The 18891-nt window shown below is 49.2% G+C and carries 18 protein-coding genes and 1 tRNA gene; 9 read left to right on the forward strand and 10 right to left on the reverse strand.

Translation table 11 applies throughout. From position 1 onward, the window contains the following. Positions 1–382, forward strand: a 382-nt coding sequence (locus G465_RS0109960; RefSeq protein ID WP_022654320.1) for a hypothetical protein, incomplete at its 5' end; no start/stop codon positions are given. Positions 383–517: 135 nt separating this feature from the next. Here the strand turns inward: G465_RS0109960 and G465_RS0109965 are convergent. Together G465_RS0109965 and rsmI are read right to left on the reverse strand one after the other, a co-directional pair. After that, a complete protein-coding gene (locus tag G465_RS0109965) occupies positions 518–1033 on the reverse strand; it encodes a hypothetical protein (protein ID WP_022654321.1) in 516 nt (171 codons plus the stop codon). A 35-nt stretch (positions 1034–1068) separates the two neighbouring features. Further along, entirely contained in the window at positions 1069–1980 is a 912-nt protein-coding gene (gene rsmI, locus G465_RS0109970; protein WP_022654322.1) for a 16S rRNA (cytidine(1402)-2'-O)-methyltransferase, read from the reverse strand. On the opposite strand from rsmI, the gene G465_RS14380 reads away from it, so the two are divergent. The 6 genes from G465_RS14380 to prfA all read left to right on the forward strand — a co-directional run bounded on the left by G465_RS14380 (position 1975) and on the right by prfA (position 7075). Further along, a complete protein-coding gene (locus G465_RS14380) occupies positions 1975–3111 on the forward strand; it encodes a penicillin-binding protein activator (RefSeq protein WP_022654323.1) in 1137 nt (378 codons plus the stop codon). The genes rsmI and G465_RS14380 overlap by 6 nt on opposite strands. After that, positions 3074–3427 carry a YraN family protein gene (locus G465_RS0109980; protein WP_022654324.1) on the forward strand — a complete coding sequence of 118 codons (354 nt, stop codon included), beginning with the start codon at positions 3074–3076 and terminating at the stop codon, positions 3425–3427. Before G465_RS14380 ends, G465_RS0109980 begins: the two co-directional genes overlap by 38 nt. A 35-nt stretch (positions 3428–3462) precedes the next feature. Then, a complete protein-coding gene (locus tag G465_RS0109985; protein WP_022654325.1) occupies positions 3463–4053 on the forward strand; it encodes a phosphoheptose isomerase in 591 nt (196 codons plus the stop codon). A 3-nt stretch (positions 4054–4056) separates the two neighbouring features. Beyond that, complete coding sequence (locus G465_RS0109990) at positions 4057–4659, forward strand: BON domain-containing protein (protein ID WP_022654326.1); 603 nt, start codon at positions 4057–4059, stop codon at positions 4657–4659. Positions 4660–4735: 76 nt separating this feature from the next. Then, complete coding sequence (hemA, locus tag G465_RS0109995; RefSeq protein WP_022654327.1) at positions 4736–5986, forward strand: glutamyl-tRNA reductase; 1251 nt, start codon at positions 4736–4738, stop codon at positions 5984–5986. Between the two features lie 9 nt (positions 5987–5995). Continuing rightward, the gene (gene prfA / locus G465_RS0110000; protein WP_022654328.1) at positions 5996–7075 is read left to right on the forward strand and encodes a peptide chain release factor 1; all 1080 of its coding nucleotides are present in this window, start codon (positions 5996–5998) and stop codon (positions 7073–7075) included. A gap of 37 nt (positions 7076–7112) precedes the next feature. Here prfA and G465_RS14385 read toward each other — a convergent pair whose 3' ends face one another. Continuing rightward, positions 7113–7796, reverse strand: coding sequence for a hypothetical protein (locus tag G465_RS14385; RefSeq protein WP_022654329.1), 684 nt, complete (start codon positions 7794–7796; stop codon positions 7113–7115). Positions 7797–8230: 434 nt separating this feature from the next. Here G465_RS14385 and G465_RS15140 point away from each other — a divergent pair, with 434 nt between their 5' ends. Continuing rightward, complete coding sequence (locus G465_RS15140; RefSeq protein ID WP_022654330.1) at positions 8231–10831, forward strand: SwmB domain-containing protein; 2601 nt, start codon at positions 8231–8233, stop codon at positions 10829–10831. Between the two features lie 50 nt (positions 10832–10881). Here G465_RS15140 and G465_RS0110015 read toward each other — a convergent pair. The 7 genes from G465_RS0110015 to G465_RS0110045 form a co-directional block, all read right to left on the reverse strand. Further along, positions 10882–10960 (reverse strand) — tRNA-Ile (locus tag G465_RS0110015). Between the two features lie 46 nt (positions 10961–11006). Next, the gene (rpoD, locus tag G465_RS0110020) at positions 11007–12950 is read right to left on the reverse strand and encodes an RNA polymerase sigma factor RpoD (protein WP_022654331.1); all 1944 of its coding nucleotides are present in this window, start codon (positions 12948–12950) and stop codon (positions 11007–11009) included. 60 nt (positions 12951–13010) lie between these two features. Then, a complete protein-coding gene (gene dnaG, locus G465_RS0110025) occupies positions 13011–14771 on the reverse strand; it encodes a DNA primase (protein WP_022654332.1) in 1761 nt (586 codons plus the stop codon). A gap of 27 nt (positions 14772–14798) precedes the next feature. Then, positions 14799–15245, reverse strand: coding sequence for a GatB/YqeY domain-containing protein (locus G465_RS0110030; protein ID WP_022654333.1), 447 nt, complete (start codon positions 15243–15245; stop codon positions 14799–14801). A 102-nt stretch (positions 15246–15347) separates the two neighbouring features. Then, a complete protein-coding gene (gene rpsU / locus G465_RS0110035; RefSeq protein WP_022654334.1) occupies positions 15348–15560 on the reverse strand; it encodes a 30S ribosomal protein S21 in 213 nt (70 codons plus the stop codon). Positions 15561–15676: 116 nt separating this feature from the next. Beyond that, on the reverse strand, positions 15677–17305 hold the full coding sequence (locus G465_RS0110040; protein ID WP_022654335.1) for a methyl-accepting chemotaxis protein: 1629 nt from the start codon (positions 17303–17305) through the stop codon (positions 15677–15679). Positions 17306–17550: 245 nt separating this feature from the next. Then, positions 17551–18402, reverse strand: a complete 852-nt coding sequence (locus G465_RS0110045; RefSeq protein WP_022654336.1) for a DUF808 domain-containing protein — start codon at positions 18400–18402, stop codon at positions 17551–17553. A gap of 199 nt (positions 18403–18601) precedes the next feature. Here G465_RS0110045 and G465_RS0110050 point away from each other — a divergent pair. After that, positions 18602–18891, forward strand: a 290-nt coding sequence (locus G465_RS0110050) for an Rpn family recombination-promoting nuclease/putative transposase (protein ID WP_022654337.1), incomplete at its 3' end; no start/stop codon positions are given.

Below are 18891 nucleotides of genomic sequence, written 5' to 3' on the forward strand. Positions count from 1 at the left end.
AGCGTTAAAGAATTGGGTCGATCTGTTTGAACATTGGCAGGAGCAACACATCATGGCACAGCTGACACATACCCCAGTGGTGACTGCACTACGCTCTTTAGAAACCCTGAGCCAAACGAAAGAAGAACAACTGCGCGCCATTGCTAGGCAACGGGCAGTGTGGGATTACAACACCGACATCATTACGGCTCGGGAAGAAGGTCGAGAAGAAGGTATACAAGCCATGCGAACCCTCGTCCAGACGTTAATCAAAGCGCGGTTTGGTCAGCCGTTGCCGGATTGGGTGTTGTCGCGGTTACGGGCGGCAACGCCGGAGCAGTTGCAGCAGTGGGGAGTGTCGTTAACGCAAGCACAGCGGTTAGAGGATATTTTCGAGGGTTAGATTGGTAGGGTAGTTTTTGCCCACTAAACCCATTACCAATCTCATCCCAAAAAAAAACGCCCCACCCAATCAAGGGCGAAGCGGTTCGATCCCTATCCTCGCCTAGACGTTTAAATACCTGAAAACGACCTAATCCTAGTGCCACAGCGATTTATCCACCACTGGGCTGGCATCAGGGCGAATCCACGCCGGCCATAATGTGGCTGGCCATTCTGCTTTGCGCCAGCCTTCATACACAATCGATAACCACTGCCGCAACACCGTCGGGTTCATGGTTAATTCAGCGCGTTCTTGCCCTGTTTCATCACAAAACGCCACCCGCACTGCCTCGCGTGATAACGATAAATTGATGGCATGGACTAACCAAATTGCTTGTGCATTCTCGGTGGGGACGGGCGCTTGTTGTTGCAGGCTGTCGCGTGCCGCTGCTTGCAACCAGCTTTGCCATTCATCCTGCGGTTGTTGTGTGGCTACGCGAGTGGTGGCGGCGCTTGGCTGTAGGGCATCCAATAGGCGTGGCAACAGCCGCAATAACAGGCGTTGTGTTAACCACAATACTTGGCTGCGGCCATCACTGGTTGAACCAGACAACCGAATGCGGTCTTCGGCTTCGATGTATTGCGTAGTAATTCGTTCAAGGGCAAGGCTCATCACAACACGGTCTTTACTGTATCGGCGTTAAATTATCACTCGGCATCATCGTCTTGCGCTTTCAACTGCAGCGCATAGTCGTAAAACAGTTTGCGTTTCACACCGGTTAATTCTGCGGCTAATTGTGCCGCTTGTTTAGTCGGCACTGCGCGTACCAAGGTCTGTAATAGCTGCTGTTGTTCCGCCGTTAGGCCATCGTCAGCCTGAGCACGGGGCGGTGCTTGTTCAATGATCAGCACACATTCTCCCCGCTGTTGGTTGCTATCGGCTTGCACCCAAGCTAATAGTTCTGCCGCAGGCAGGCGGCGTAAGGTTTCGAAGGTTTTGGTTAATTCTCGTCCCAATACCAACAGCCGTTGTTCACCCAACACTGTCACAATATCTTGCAGACAATCCACAATCCGATGCGGCGCTTCATACAATACCACGGCATAATCGACTTGCTGCCAACCTTGCAACAGTTTTTGTCGTGCCACCATTTTCGGCGGTAGAAAACCGTAAAACAATACCTGAGCTGCCTGTAACCCTGCGCCAGCCACCGCCGTGGTTAAAGCCGAGGGGCCTGGAATAGGACAGACGGTCAAACCGGCTTCATGGCAACTTTGCACCACGCGGGCGCCTGGGTCGGAAATCGCTGGCGTACCAGCATCGGACACCAACACCACTTTTTTCCCTTCCTGTAACCACTGCATAATGCGTTGGCATTGTTCGCGTTCATTATGTTCGCGCACACTGACCAAGGTAGGCACATGAATCCCATAAGCGCGCAGTAGCTGGCCGGTCACTCGGGTATCTTCGGCGCACACGACATCTGCCGCAGCTAAAACCGCCAAGGCGCGCACACCAATATCAGTCAAATTCCCAATTGGGGTAGCCACCACATATAATGTGCTGCCTTGCAGCGATGCTTGCGCGTCAGTAAATAATTGAAAGAGCGGCGAATGCACAGACGAGCTCCAATCATCAGCCTCATTGGGCTGGCCCTAGGTTTAGGATGGCACACAGGGGCAATAGCACAGCCCCGTGCGGCGGCAGACTATATCACCAAACTGAATGCAGCACCGCTGCTGCCCATCACCGCAACCAGCTTGCCTATGACGCATCAGATGGCTGTTACCCCGCCAGAGCCCGATTTGAGCCAGCCTAAAATTGCTATTTTATTGCCAGCCCAAACCGGCCCCTTGGCCGAGGCAGCAAAAGTGATTTTGGATGGTATTCAAGCGGCAGCAGAGCGTGATGGCAGTGCACAGTGGGTGCGCTACGATACTGATGATCAGAATGTGTTGACACAGTATCAACAAGCCCTCCGCGACGGTGCCAAGGTGGTGATTGGCCCATTGGCGCGGCCACATATTCAACAATTGTTGAAACAGTCGATCCCCATTCCCACGCTGGCCTTGAACACCATTGAGGGAAAAACCCTACCGCGCACTTTGTATTCGCTGAATTTAGCGGTGGAGGGTGAAGCCCAACAGCTGGCATTTCATCTCATCAAACAAGGTAAACAAAAACCGCTGGTGGTGCGCGATGGTAGCCCACTCGGCCAACGCAGCGCCCAAGCCTTCAGTCAGGTATGGCAAAAGCAACGGACACAGAGCGTTACTATTTCTGCCTTGCCGCTTAATCAAACACCTAGCGACTACGACAGCGTGGTGTTAGCAGTGGATAAGCAAACCGCGTTAGAACTTCCTACCCTCGCCGAGGGCAACTCGCGTTATGCCACCTCACAGCTACACGACAACCAACGCCCCAGCCATTTTGCGGGTATTCAAGTGGTCGATATGCCGTGGCTTACCCAACCTGACTTGCCGGTGGTGCAACGCTATCCGCGCCCCAAAGAGCATCTGACTCATGGCACAGAACGGTTATACGCATTGGGCATTGATGCATGGCGGGTGGCCTTGCGGCTGGCACAAGGTCAACCGCTGAATACGGCCTTTGCTGGGGTCACGGGAGAGTTGCAACTGAATAGTGAACAACAGTTACAGCGTACTTTGCCCTTGCACACCTTAACCGCCACCACACCCCCTCCGTCCAGTGATGACAGCGCAACCGACACCACAACAACGCGGGAATGAGGCAGAAGATCTGGCCTTGGCCTATCTCCAAGCGGCAGGATTGGTGCTGATTGCACGCAATTGGCGCTGTCGGCTTGGAGAAATCGACCTTATCATGCAGCATCATCAAACGCTGGTATTTGTCGAGGTGCGCTATCGGCGCAGTGCGCGTTATGGTGGTGCAATGGCCAGCATCACACCGGCAAAACAACGTAAACTTTCACTCACCGCGCAATATTATTTACAGCGCTTGTCTCACACGCCCCCTTGTCGTTTTGATGCTGTGTTGATACAAGGGCAACAAGCCCCCATTTGGCTGCAAAATATTTTCTTTTAACAGCAGATAGCCGCACTTTTGACTGTAGGACAGGTATGGAACTGACAGAACGGGTACAAACCCACTTTGTAGAAAGCATTGCCGTGAAACAATTGGCGATGGATATTTTAGCGCCACAGGTTGCTATCGCCGCAGAACGGATGCTGGCTTGTTTAATGAACGAGGGCAAAATTCTCGCCTGCGGTAACGGCGGCTCGGCAGCAGATGCACAGCATTTTGCAGCAGAAATGGTGGGCCGTTTTGAACAAGAGCGCCCCGGATTGGCGGCTCTGTCGCTGTCAACTGATACCTCCGCCCTCACCGCGATTGGCAACGACTACAACTTTGATTTGGTCTTCTCAAAACAAGTCAGTGCCCTTGGGCAAAGTGGTGATGTGTTGTTAGCCATCTCAACCAGCGGCAATTCGGCCAATGTGATCGAGGCGATTCATGCCGCCCATGAAAGACAAATGACCGTTATCGCTTTGACGGGTCGTGATGGCGGCAAAATCCAACATCTCTTGCAGGGCGATGATGTCAACTTATGCGTGCCAGCACAACGCACGGCCCGCATTCAAGAAGTCCATATCTTGTTGATTCATGCCTTGTGTGATTGTATTGACTATATGCTTTTGGGATCGGAATAAACAATGACAATACAGCGTTCGATTGTGGTACTTGCTACCGTTGCCACCCTAGCCCCTTTTCTTCATGGTTGTGTGCCCTTGATTGCCGGTGGTGCCGCTGGTAGTGCTTTATTAGTCGGTTCAGACCGCCGGTCATCCGGTGCGTATGTGGATGACCAAACGCTAGAAGTGAAAATTGGGCAGCAAGTGGGTGCTGAACAGCCGGACGCCCATGTCAACGTGACCAGCTTCAATCGGGCGGTTTTGCTCACAGGTGAAGCGCCCGATGCGGCCAGTAAAGCACGAATTGAATTGATTGCCCGTGGCATGCCAAACGTGCGCCGTGTGTTTAACGAATTGGTGATTGCCCCTCCCTCAACCCTTGGCAATCGGCTGAATGACACCTCGTTGACGACTAAAGTCAAAACACGGATGTTAGAAAACCGTGAATTTGCACCGAATCACGTCAAGGTAGTGTCGGAACGTGGTGAGGTGTTTTTATTGGGTTTGGTTACGCCAAATGAAGGTAATACCGCCGCCCGTATTGCCAGTGAAACGGCAGGGGTCTTAAAAGTGCATACCTTATTTGAATACCTCGACCCAAAAACCGGTATGGTATCGCCCTAAACACATCGCATCGGCAGGCTCACAGGCTTGCCAATCCCAGTTAAAATAGCTCCCTTTTTTTGGCGCTGTCTCTTCCATGCATCTGCTTGCCCTTGGGCTTAATCACCAAACCGCGCCATTAGTGGTGCGGGAAAAATTGGCTTTTCCTGCCGAGACGGTGCCGGACGCCCTCGAAAGCTTGATCGCGACGCACACAGCGACAGAAGCGGTCATCCTCTCTACCTGCAACCGCACTGAAATCTATTGCAATAGCCGTGATATCGATGCTGCCCTTAACTGGATGGCGCATTATCACCAATTGCCGCGCAGTGAAATCGAGCCCTATCTCTATCTGCTTGATGCCGAAGCAGGCGCCCGCCATGCCTACCGTGTCGCCTGTGGTTTGGATTCGATGGTGTTGGGTGAAACGCAAATCCTCGGCCAGTTGAAAGATGCGGTGCGGGTAGCAGAAAACACCGGCACACTGGGCACTTTGCTCAATCATCTGTTTCAAAACGCTTTCTCGGTCGCGAAAACTGTGCGCAGCCAAACTGCCGTTGGGGCTAGTTCGGTGTCGATGGCGGCGGCGGCGGTGCGGCTGGCAGAACAGATCTTCCCTTCGATTCAGGAAGTCAAAGTCTTGTTTATCGGCGCGGGTGAAATGATTGAACTGGTGGCAACCCACTATGCCGCACAAAATCCTGCTGCCTTGTGTGTTGCTAACCGTACTGTGGCACGCGGTCTAGCACTGGCTGAACGCTTTGGAGGCAGCGCCATTGCCCTATCTGATCTCCCAGAACATCTACCGCAATATGATGTGGTAGTCACCTCTACCGCCAGCCAGCTGCCAATTTTAGGCAAGGGCATGGTGGAACGGGCCTTGCGCGTCCGCCGCCGTAAACCGATTTTTATGTTAGATCTGGCGGTGCCACGCGATATCGAAGCCGAAGTGGCCGAACTGGACGATGTATTTTTATACACCGTCGATGACTTGGCTTCGATTGTCGAAGCGGGGCGCGATGCTCGCCGCCAAGCAGCAGAACAAGCCGAAGCCATTATTGTTGAACACACCCATGCCTTTTTGGATTGGCTGGCGGCGCGTGAAGTAGTGCCGGTGGTGCGTGCGCTGCGCGATCATGGCGAACGGGTTCGCCGTCATGCGATTGCCGCTGCCGAAAAACGCTTAGCGCGTGGTGAAGACCCGCGTGCTGTGCTCGAAGCCTTTTCACAGCAGCTCACCAATAAATTACTTCATCCCCCTACCGCCGCCCTCAACCAAGCCCGTGGCGAATCACGAGAACAGATGCTTAGCCTGATTTCGCGTTTGTACGATCTTCATCCGGATTAAAACGATTTTATGAAACCCTCTATTGCCCAAAAACTGGACCAACTGGCCGACCGTTTAGAAGAAGTCACTTGTCTATTGAGTGAGCAAGCCGCCACAGCGGACATGGACAGTTTTCGCAAGTTAACTCGTGAACATGCCGAGTTGACCCCGTTGGTAGAAACCCATCGCCAGTGGAAACAAGCCCAAGCCGATCTGACAGCGGCCCAAGACTGGTTGAACGATCCTGAGATGCGGGAGTTTGCCCGTGATGAAATTGATGCCGCCCAAGCCCGTATCGAAGCCCTCGATCTTGAATTGCAAAAGGCTTTATTGCCACGCGATCCGAATGACGAAAAAAACATCTTCTTAGAAATTCGCGCTGGCACGGGTGGGGATGAAGCGGCGTTGTTTGCCGCAGACCTGTTCCGGATGTATTCACGTTACGCCGAACGGCAACGGTGGCAAGTCGAGATTGTGTCGGCGTCAGAATCGGATTTAGGTGGGTTTAAAGAAATTATTGCCCGTATTGAAGGCTATGGTGCGTATTCGCGGTTGAAGTTTGAAAGCGGTGGTCATCGCGTACAACGTGTGCCAGCCACCGAAACTCAAGGCAGGATTCACACCTCCGCCTGCACCGTGGCGGTGATGCCAGAAGCCGACGAGCTCGAAGCGGTGAACCTCAACCCTGCCGACTTGCGCATTGATACCTTCCGTGCCAGTGGTGCCGGTGGTCAGCATATTAACAAGACTGACTCTGCGGTGCGGATTACCCACTTGCCAACGGGGATTGTGGTGGAATGCCAAGACGACCGTTCGCAACACAAAAATAAAGCCCGTGCGATGGCGGTGTTGGCTTCGCGGATTAACGATATTCAGCGCCGTGAGCAACAAGCCAAAGAAGCCGCCGAGCGTAAAAGCCTGATTGGATCAGGAGATCGCTCAGAACGCATCCGGACCTATAACTACCCTCAAGGCCGCATGACCGACCACCGCATCAACCTGACTTTGTATAAGTTGGATAGTTTGATGGATGGTGATTTAGACGAACTCACCCACGCCCTTATCGCCGAACATCAGGCGGAATTGTTAGCAGCGTTGGGTGAGGACTGAGCAAGAAAAAAAGCCAGCGAGGAAGAGCTGGCTTTTTTTATGGTTGCGGTTTCGCTTGCGTCGCTAACAGTGGCGCGCGGATGCGCGTTTCAAAATCTTTGGGGGCGACGTACTGCAATACCTCTTTGCCCTTGGTGTCGAGCACGACATCCAACCCTAAATTTGGGTACAGAAAGTGCGTCAAGGTTTCCCCAACGGTAATCCGTTCTTTCGGTGCACCAAAACGCTGCAACACCGTTGCCTCATCTAAATTCGCGCTGGGAATCAGACCAATAGCGCGGATGGGGAGTGAGTTGGCTTTGGCGAGGTCTTCCGGATGTAGGCTAATTTTTTTGGTACTGCTTTCCATATGCTCCGCTTTTAAGGCGCGGTCGCGCATTGCGGTGATGGTGGCTGGGGTAGCATCGAGGGTGAAAATCACTCGTCCCATGACAAAACCAAGTGAGACTTGGCTGTAATAGGCTTCAACCTCTCCCACTTCACCCGGTGCAGCAACAATCGCTATTTCCATATCCTCGCCGAGCTGTTGTCGGACATCTGCCAAGGTGCTGCGGCTTGGTGTTAGGCCGAACACGGTGCTGTGGCCTTGGGCATCCACAGTGATTTGCCACGGTAGATTTTGGTTGGGGTGATCGGTGTGTGCCGGTGGTGTGCTAGGCAGGAAGAAAGGTACTAATAGGGCCAATAAAGCCAACCCGATAATATAAAACGCTATTTTCATGGGAATCGTTGGTTTGGGAGGGTGCTGTATTTTGCCACAGTGGGCGGCGATTTCTAAATCAGTAGGATAGGCACCGATTTTGTGCTCTCTACAGGTTCAAAAAGATCGGTCAGGTAGAGCAGGCACAGGTCTTGTTCCTACCAAGGGAATGAAGCAACATACGGAAAACACGCCATAAAAAGACCACCACACCCAAATCAGGGCGAGGTGGTTTGATGTTACGGACGGTGGTATTTTGCCGTTTTTGGATATGGTAGGTACAAAGTGGTGCCTACCCTACTGGACTAAAACCGAAAGACAAGGACGACCACGCTGTCCGCACTACCCTTCCTCGCACCTGAACGGCGCGGCCTGCCGCACACAGGGTAAACAATCAGTTACTATACGAATGGTAAAACGTAGTAATTTCAATCTTTCTCTGTGGAGCCCTTGTTATGGCCTCTTTTAATCCCTTGCATATCCTTCTACAAAAAGTTTTTATTCTTGCAACAGGTACCGCAGCAAGTGACAGTGATTTAGCTGTCTTAGAAGCAACATTAGGCCCACAAAAGAATGATTTCTTAGCATTAAAAAATCTAATTGATAGCTACATGACGTCTCTGGCTCGGGGTCTGGGCACTAATACCTTACTCAAACAAGTTGTTTTACAAGGCACTGGGCAAGATTTATCTGTCAAAGAAGTTGCCGACCAAGCCTATAGCTTATTAGGGAAAAATCAAGACGAATGGAGCAACCTCTTCACCTACTATGTAATGGGAAAAGATGATGCTTCTACTGTTCTAAATTATCGTGCAGAAGCTGCACAGTTTTTACTCGATGAATTAAAAGGTTTAGGTAAGGCTTCTTTGCTTAATTTATCCGGCGTTAAAGAAATGACTGGAAATTATTTACAGTCTATTTCTCTTTCCAACGGAAAATATCAAACAGCAGAAAAAGGACTAGATATTCTTGCTCAAGATATTAAAACTTCTGGAATGACTATTAAGGTGGCTGATGGTTATTTAACTGGAGCAACGGTTTTTATTGATAATAATAACAATCGAATTAGAGATTCTGGCGAATGGAATGGAACTACCAATGGCTTTGGTGAAATCACCTTACCTTTAACTGGTTTATCGAATAGTCAAAAAATTATTGTTTCTGGTGGTATTGATATAATCACAGGTCAACCCTTTAAAGCAGTTTTATCTGCACCAATCGGCAGTACAATTATTACACCTTTAACAACGTTAGCTGATATGGTATTGGCAGCTAAAAATGATCAAAACTTGGCAAATGCCGTTGATAAAGTCAAATCTGCATTAGGTATTGCAAGTAATATTGACTTACTAAGCTATGATCCGGTAACAATTATTGCAAAAGGTACTGCACCAAAATTAGAACAAGAACAGGCATTCTCTGTTTATACTAAAATAGTACAGGTAATGAATTTGGTTTTACAAACCACAGCAGTGATTAGTTTTGGTGTGCCAGATCGGACTATCTCTGTTTTCAAGGCATTAGCTGACACACTATTAAATCAAAATGCTAACTTAACAGACATTAGTTTTGTTACTCAGGTAATACAAAAATCAGCAGGTGAGATAGGAACCGTGCTTTCAGCAGCAAAAGCCAATGCTTTGGCACAAATTATTACTGATGTAAATAATCGAGTGGTAACTGCAAATGATTTATCAACATTAGCAAAAATCATAGTGATCAGTTACAACGACATTCCAAATGGTTTGTCTGGTAGTGACCCAACCATTATTAAAGGATCTTATACCGGATCAGCTTTAACTAAATTGATTAACTCAGCAACGCCACAAAATATTTTACCGAATACACCCGTAGATTCAGCAAATGGTATAGATAATCAACCGCCTATATTACAGTCTGCTGAAGTAGCTAGCGATGGCAAGAGCATTATTCTTTATTACAATGAGTCTTTAGCCAGTAAAACAGCAGGAAAGGAATCATTTTCTGTCGCTGTTGGTAGTTTAATCAATACAATTAAACCGACTAAGGTTGATGTGTCTGGCTACACTGTACAAGTCAGTGTAGATACAACAATTAAGGCTGCTGAGCCAGTTTGGATTAGCTATAAAGCGCCTTCTGTTGATAGCAGTGCAACCAATTCAGCTGTGCAAGACTTGATAGGTAATGATGCAAGTGATATCAGTACTCCCTTGAAAGTGAGCAATCAATCAACTCTCATCAATACTGACAATACACCCCCTACTTTATTAAAAGTTGAGAATTCAAGCGATGGAAAAATTCTAACTTTAACTTATGATGAGATACTTGCTAAAAGAACTGCATCTATTAATAATTTCACCATTACTGTTGATGGAAACCCCGTTACTGTTTCTTCTGTCTCAGTAGTTGATAAAGAAGTAAAAGTTACGATTGCCAGTGCACTGGCAGGCGGAACAGTGTTGTTAAGTTATCGAAATGATTTAGATGATCGCCCTGAAAATGATGCAATTCAAGATATATATGGGAATGACGCTCTAAATATTACCAATATGGCCATTACTACAATTGGTGATGACCTTATTCAAGGGGGACCTCTTGCAGATTTAATAGATGCGGCTGCTGGAAACGACACCATTTATGGTGGAGCAGGAAACGATACCCTATTAGGTAGCCTGGGGGATGATAGCCTAATTGGTGGCGCTGGAGATGATAGTCTGGTTGGTGGTCTTGGTGTAGATACCATCACGGGTGGAAATGGTAAAGATATTTTTGTTTTAAACTTCTCTGTATTATCTCCAGCAGATGTAGATACTATCATTGATTTTAATACTGCAGATGATTCTATCCAATTATCGAATAAGCTATTTGATGGGTTTACTGCTACCGGTGTAGTAACTCCAGCAATGTTTGTTAATGGAACTGTCGCTACTACGGCTAATCATCGTCTTCTCTATGATGCAACTGCTGGTGAATTGTTTTATGATGAGGATGGATCTGGGGCAATTCCAGCTGTTTTAATTGGTAGTTTTCCAAATTTACCCGCTCTCGCAGAAACACATTTTACCATTACAGCTTAAATCGATAAGTAATGAAAAAAGCCAACCTCTTTGAGGTTGGCTTTTTGTTTTGGTGGGCCCCCCGGGAGTCGAACCCGGCACCAACGGATTATGAGTCCGCTGCTCTAACCAAGCATGAGCTAGAGGCCCAAAAGTGGCGAAGAGTATAGCAGAAAACTTGCCACTTTTTTAGTGCTTACTGGGTTGGCATGCTACCGCCGGGTTCAGAATCGAGGAAGCTACGCAACCGTTCCGAGCGGGTAGGATGGCGGAGTTTGCGCAAGGCTTTTGCCTCAATCTGACGGATACGTTCCCGTGTCACATCAAACTGTTTCCCCACTTCTTCCAAGGTATGATCGGTATTCATCTCGATACCAAAACGCATCCGCAAGACTTTCGCCTCGCGTGGCGTCAAGGTGTCCAACACTTCGCGGGTTGCCTCGCGTAAACCAGAATACATCGCCGCATCGGCTGGTGCCATGGTGGCGGCATCCTCGATAAAATCGCCCAAGTGCGAATCATCGTCATCACCAATCGGGGTTTCCATCGAGATAGGCTCTTTGGAAATCTTCATGATTTTGCGGATTTTATCTTCTGGCATGTCCATCTCTTTCGCCAACATCGCCGGATCGGGTTCTTGACCGGTCTGTTGCAAGATTTGGCGGCTGATGCGATTCATCTTGTTGATGGTTTCGATCATATGCACAGGGATACGGATGGTACGTGCTTGGTCGGCAATCGAGCGGGTGATCGCTTGGCGAATCCACCATGTGGCGTAAGTCGAGAATTTATAGCCACGGCGATATTCAAACTTGTCCACCGCTTTCATCAAACCGATATTGCCTTCTTGAATCAAGTCCAAGAATTGCAAACCACGGTTGGTGTATTTCTTAGCAATCGAAATTACCAAACGCAAGTTAGCCTCGATCATCTCGCGTTTAGCACGGCGTGCTTTTGCCTCGCCGGTGGACATCTGGCGATTGATTTCTTTCAATTCCTTAATCGGAATCATGGCTTTATTTTGCAGCTCGGCCAGCTTAAATTGCTTTTCAATCACCGCATGTTGATAGCGATTGAGGGTGGGCACAAAAGGCTTACCCGTCGAGATCATGTCTTCGACCCACTTCGGATTGCTTTCATTGCCAGGGAAGGTGGCAAGGAATAGCTCACGCGGCATCTTGACTTTATTCACACAAATATCTTGGATGTCGCGTTCTAAAGCCCGAATTTCATCCACGCTGCTGCGTAAGTTTTCACAGAGCTGTTCAACCTGTTTCACCGCAAAGCGCACAGTCATAAACTGATTGCTGATTTCTTGCTGCACATTCAAATAGGCTTTGCTATGAATGCCATGTTGACGCAATGCTGCCAACAGTTGGTCGTACAAAGCACGAATGGTCGTGAAGTGCTCAATCGTTTGTTGCTTCAGCTCTTCCAAATTGGCATTGCTCACTGCTGCAGCATTGCCTTCTTCGTCTTCATCTTCCTCGTCGACGGCTAATTCATCCGCCTCAGGGTCGGCTTCCGGCGGTTCGGTGAATTCGCTCTCTTCGTTGACTTCGGCGTTAGGATCGACGAAACCGTCCACTACTTCATCGACACGCAACTCATCACGCTCAATGCGATTGACCAATTCGAGCACTTGGGACAGGGTACCCGGACATGCCGAGATCGCCATAATCATGTGCTTGAGGCCTTCCTCGATCCGTTTGGCGATTTCAATTTCGCCCTCACGGGTGAGCAATTCCACCGTACCCATTTCACGCATATACATACGCACAGGGTCGGTTGTGCGGCCAAATTCAGCATCAACGGTCGACAGCGCCGCTTCGGCTTCTTCAACTGCATCTTCATCTGCCACGGCGGGGGTGGCATCAGACATCAAGAGCTGTTCAGCATCGGGGGCTTCATCACAGACTTGGATGCCTAAGCCAGCAATCATGCTGACAATGTTTTCGATTTGTTCTGCATCAGACACATCGTCTGGCAGGTGGTCATTGATTTCGGAATAGGTGAGATAGCCCCGCTCTTTACCAAGCGCAATCAGTTGCCGTAGGCGTTTGCGCTGTTCGTCGGCTGTTTCGGTGTTAACCGGCGAATTGAGGTCGAGATCCTTGTCATTGCTAGGAATGGCCGCCATTTTTCATCCTGCCCAAATTAGGCTGAAAAAACATCAGATTATATCACAACGCTTGTCGCATCAGCGCTTACCCTGCACTTCGATGCTCAACCGTACCATTTCATACTGTTCTTCACGGCTTAAACCGCTTTCGCGATCTTTCCGTTTCAGATGTTCTAAACGTTGTTGCGCCGAGCGTGATAACAGCGCAGCAATCGCAGCATCAAACTCAGATTCCAACTCATGTTGTTCGGGGTCGCTTTCTGGCCGTAAAGTATGTAACACCGCCAATACTGGCTGGGCCAAAGGATGTTGTTGTAAGCCTTGAATCAGCTGCCCAGTAGTAGTGCAATGGGGCAAACTTTGGATAAGTGCTGATAAGGCAATACATTGTTGAACATCCTCGGTGGCTTCTTGCCACGCTAATTCTTCCACCGGCACTCTATGAGCTAATGTGGGATACAACACCAGCCAACGCAATACCCGCTGTGGTAAAGAATAGGTGATTTGGGGCGCAGGTTGCGCCGTAAACTGCCCTTTTCGCCCAACCCAAGCTCGTTTGATCCCCAAAAGCCGTTCTAATTCCGCCACCGGCATACCAATTTGCTCGGCAAAGCGTTGCCGCAATAAAGTAGCCAATGCCGGCGCGGCGATGGCTTTTAATAGCGGCATCGCTTGTTGTAATAAGGCAGCGCGGCCTTCTTCACTGCGGTGTTCACCTTGCTGTTGTAACAATGCTTGCAATAAATAGGCCGACAACGGCACCGCCTGTTGCTGCAAATAGGCTTCAAATCCGGCTTGCCCATATGCTCTGACATAACTGTCAGGGTCATGTTCAGGTGGCAAGAACAGAAACGACACCCGCTTACCATCGCGTAATTGCGACAAGCTACTTTCTAAAGCTCGCCAAGCCGCTTTTTTCCCAGCGGCATCGCCGTCAAAGCAAAAAACGATATGGTCGGTCTGTCTAAGCAAGCTGTGGATATGGTGTGAGGTTGTCGAAGTACCTAATGTGGCAACCACATAGTCAATGCCATGTTGTGCCAACATCACCACATCCATATATCCCTCAACCACCAACACACAGTTATGCTCACGAATCGCCTGTCGCGCCTCAAACAATCCGTATAGCTCACGTCCCTTCTCAAATAAAGGGGTTTCTGGTGAGTTGAGGTATTTCGGTTCACCTTGGCCTAAGACACGCCCACCAAAGGCGATAATTTGTCCCTTTCGGTTGCGAATCGGGAACATAATTCGCTCGCGAAAGCGGTCGTAGCGGCTGCCATCTTCACGTTTTACTAACAGTCCCGCTTCGACAAGCTGGGGGTTGAGATAATCTTCAAATACGCCCTGCAAGGCATTCCAGCCACTTGGGGCATAGCCAATGGCAAAACGCGCGGCGATTTCGCCAGTTACCCCACGCCGTTTTAAGTAATCAATCGCGGTGGGGCTATGTTTGAGTTGATACTTATAAAAACGGGCAGCTTGTAATAAACAGTCTTGTAGGCTGTATTGACGAGCGACAGACGCTTGTTGTGCCGGCGTGGTGTCGGTTTGTGGCACCGCCATACCCACCTGTTCGGCCAAAGCATGAACGGCATCCACAAACCCCATGCCGTTATGCTCCATCAAAAAAGTCAGTGCATTACCATGCGCACCACAGCCAAAGCAGTGGTAAAACTGTTTTTGTGGGCTGACCGAAAACGAAGGCGATTTTTCACGATGAAATGGACAACAGGCCACATAATTTTGGCCTGCTTTTTTTAGAGGGACTTGTCGATCGACAACCTCGACAATATCCACACGATCCAATAAACGGTCGATGAAATCCTGTGGAATCATCGCCACACCTGCCGTTGAGAGAATCGCTTACTGTGCAAGACGGTTTTTAATCCGAGCCGACACCTGCGCCATGTCTGCGCGTCCCATCACTTGCGGACGTACCAAACCAACCACTTTGCCCATTGCTGCCGCACCGCTGGCACCACTGTCGGTGATGGCTTGTTCGATTAGGGCATCAATTTCTGCTTCGGTTAACGGGGTCGGCATGTATTGGGTGAGAACATCAATTTCGGCTTGCTCTTTGGCTGCCAAATCAGCACGACCCGCCGCTTCATATTGGCTGAGCGAATCGCGACGTTGTTTCAACATCTTGTCGATAACGGCCGTGATGGCTGCATCGTCAAGTTCGATACGCTCATCGACTTCTTTTTGTTTCATTGCCGCCAGTAGTAAGCGAATCGCTGACAATCGTTGGCTATCACGCGCTTTCATCGCAGCTTTCATATCGTCATTGATTTGGAGTTTTAAGCTCATGGGGCGCTCCTTGGCCTAACAAGAGGGAGAAATGGCAGTATCTAAAAACAGCGAAACCGCAGGGCAAGCCTGCGGTTTCCATCCGAGTCAAACGAGCCGAGATTAGTACAGCTTAGGCGGCAAAGTTTGGCTGCGCAGACGTTTGTAATGACGTTTCACGGCAGCTGCTTTTTTGCGCTTACGCTCTGTGGTCGGTTTTTCGTAGAACTCGCGAGCGCGCAGTTCGGTCAACAGACCAGTTTTTTCGATTGATCGTTTGAAACGACGCATCGCGACTTCAAACGGCTCATTCTCTTTCACGCGGATGTTGGGCATGAAATGCACCTGTCCTTTGCGGTAGGGTTGACAAAAATAGTTGAGCCGTTGATTTTAAGTCAGTTAGGCCCCTCTCGGCAACCGCAAACCCCTGTTTTCGCTTCAAGTGCAACACTTTAGGCCACACGGAAGCGGGCAGCAGTTTGTAATAAGCCCTCGGATAATTCACGAAGCCCCTCGGCAGTTTGCACACCATGATCGATCAGATCTTGATGTGATAACACCGAGGCAGACAGCGATTCGGCTTTTTGTGCCAATTGCTGCACCGCCATGTGCTGTTCATTCAGCGCACTTGCCATCTCGGCGATTTGTTGCTCGGTGGTGTGTGCTGCTTGGTGGGTATTGCGCAGAATATTGCCCACTGCCTCGATATGTTGCTGTCCAGAGGACAAATGTTCAGAGCCTTCTTGCACATGATTTTGCATGGCGTAGGATTGATCGACTAGGCGGCGGGTAATGTCATCAATTTGCCCAGCCGAGATCGCCGATTTTTCTGCCAGCTTACGCACTTCATCTGCAACCACGGCAAAACCACGCCCCATTTCACCGGCGCGAGCCGCTTCAATCGCCGCGTTCAATGCCAATAAATTGGTTTGGTCGGCAATATCGCGCACTTCCGAGGTCATGCGGGTAATCGCTGCCATATCTTGGCCGAGTTGATTGGTGGCGCGACTTAATTCACCACTGAGGCTGGAATGGGCTAAATCAATATCTTGTTGCAAGGTGCTCAATGCCCCCACCCCTGCATCTGCCCCTGCTCGGCTATCGGTCGCCACGGCGCGTAAATGTTCAATTTGACTAGCGAGATGTTGAATACTGACGCTAATTTCTTCTAATGCTGCTGAAGAGGCTTGTACAGCTTGCCCTTGTTGCACCGTAATATCGTGAATGGTGGTCGATTGCTTGGCAACTTCGCCAGCGCGTTGATTGACTTCATGGCTGTTTTGATTGACTGCCGATACTGCCTCACGAATATGGCGAATTAGGCTATTAAACGCCTTGGCCATATTGCCCAGTTCATCTTGGTGTGTCAGCCGTGCTTCAACCGTTAAATCATGCTCACGCTCAACTGTGTGCATCACGCTTTCCAGCGTTTTTATAGGGCGCACAATCTGGTTTTTAATCCACAACGTCAGCAAGCCCATCACCAACGCCACCCCAATAATTTGCGCCAACAACACTTGGGCATCGGCAATAAATTGTGCGTTTAAGTCCTCGAAATACAAACCCGAGGCTACAATCCAACCCCACGGGGCAAACCCTGCGGCATAGGCTACTTTAGGAATCGGCTCAGTCTTACCTGGCTGTGGCCATAGGTACTCAACAAAACCAGCGCCCTGTTTTTGCACTGCATCGCGCATTTCTATCACCAGATATTTGCCGTTCGGGTCTTTTAAAGCCGATAGATCTTTGCCAATCAGTTTAGGATCGTGATACCACACCATGCGTGGGTGCATGTCGTAGATGCTGAAATACTCTTTGCCGGAGTATCGTAGGTGGCCGATGGCACGTTTTGCTAATTCTTGCGCCTGTGCACGAGTCATTTCGCCCTGTTGGGCTTTTTCCTCGAAATATTGCGCCACGCCCACCGCGAGTTCGACAGCAGTGCGAATTTGAATTTTACGTTCTTCAAACATCGCCACCCGTTTGGCATTTAAGGTCAGGGCAGCAATGGCGATCACCCCCACAATCATTGCAAAAAGCAATACATTAAGCTTCGTGGCAATTCCAAATCGGCTCAGCATAACAACCTCCCCTATGTTGTCACATCTAGGTATTTAATTAACTGTTTTTGTTGATATTTTACTGTTGCATATTGCAGTGCAACAAGAGTGTAATCCGATTTGTCATTTAAGACAGCGACAAGTGGAGTCTGCACTGTGAAAATTACAACAGTCATTACATGCAAAATAAAAAGCCGCCCGATGCGGCTAAGCGAGTCGAGCGGCCTTTGGTCAAGAAAGACTGGCAATCAATATAGGAACGGAATTTAGGCCGTTAAGCGGCGTTTTGCGGTACTGAATGCTGTTTTGAACAAAACTAAGATTAAACCAAAGACAACACCGACCAAGGCCTCGGTCAAGGTCGTACCGAGGGCATGGATTACCGGTTCAACGGCATGGTGAATGACGGGAATATCGTGCACCACAATACCACCCGCGACTAAGAACATCGCCACAGTGCCAACCACTGCCAACACGCGCAAAATTTTTGGGGCGCTGTTCACCAACACTCGGCCAAACTGTTGTGCAGTCGTGCTACTACGTTGCATCAAAGCAAATCCCATATCATCCAAGCGAATAATCAACGCTACGATGCCGTAGATAACAAATGTTACCCCAATCCCAACTGCAAACAAGACACCGGCTTTGGTCCCTAGGCTGCTATCGCCAGCAGCACCCATAGCAATCACCATCAATTCGGTGGATAACACTAGGTCGGTCCGTAAAGCACCACGAATTTTGTCTTCTTCTGTTTGTGGAGTGGTGTCTTCGTTGTCGTGGGCATGAGGGAAAAACTTTTCAATGATTTTCTCTGCCCCTTCAAAAGCCAAATAGGCTGCGCCAAGAATCAACAACACGGTGATTAACGCTGGCAAGAAATAAGCAATCGCTAACAGTGCGACTAATAACCACAGCTTGTTAAGCAACGAGCCTTTGGTAATTCGCCAGATCACCGGCAATTCGCGATGGGGTGGCAGGCCTTGCATTTGATTTGCCCCCACTGCCAGATCATCACCAGCCACGCCAGCGGTTTTTTGTGCAGCGACTTTTGAAAGTGCAGCGACATCGTCCATCAATGACGCAATATCATCCAACAAGGCAAACAAACTTGCGGCCATGCTTGGCTCCAACCGAGAAAAACGTCAAGGATAGCGCATTCAGATGGAAGATTAAGGACAACTACAAATAGATCAGTCGTGTGCACGGTTTCGTGCCCACCATTTTTAATTTGGTTGCTTCATATTTTTTTGGGTGGATGCACTGCGTTTATCCACCCTACTATAATCATCTGTATTACTTTCCGTCTCTGCCCCAACCATGTTGCCATTGCTCGACCCGAAGAACGATTACATCTTCAAACGTCTCTTTGCTCAATCACCGGAATTGCTGTCGGATTTGATTAACAGCATCCGCTACGATCAACCGCCGATTACCATCACTGATATTCTCAATCCCAATATCTCCGGTGAAGACCTACACGCCAAAGAAATCGTGTTAGATGTGTTGGCGAAAGATGATTTTGGGGTGCAATACAATATTGAAATTCAGGTGCGGAAACAGACGTATTGGGGAGAGAGAAGTCTGTATTACAGTTCGCGTTTAATCAG

It is taken from the genome of Aquaspirillum serpens DSM 68, from assembly GCF_000420525.1.
Classification (GTDB): Bacteria; Pseudomonadota; Gammaproteobacteria; order Burkholderiales; family Aquaspirillaceae; genus Aquaspirillum; species Aquaspirillum serpens.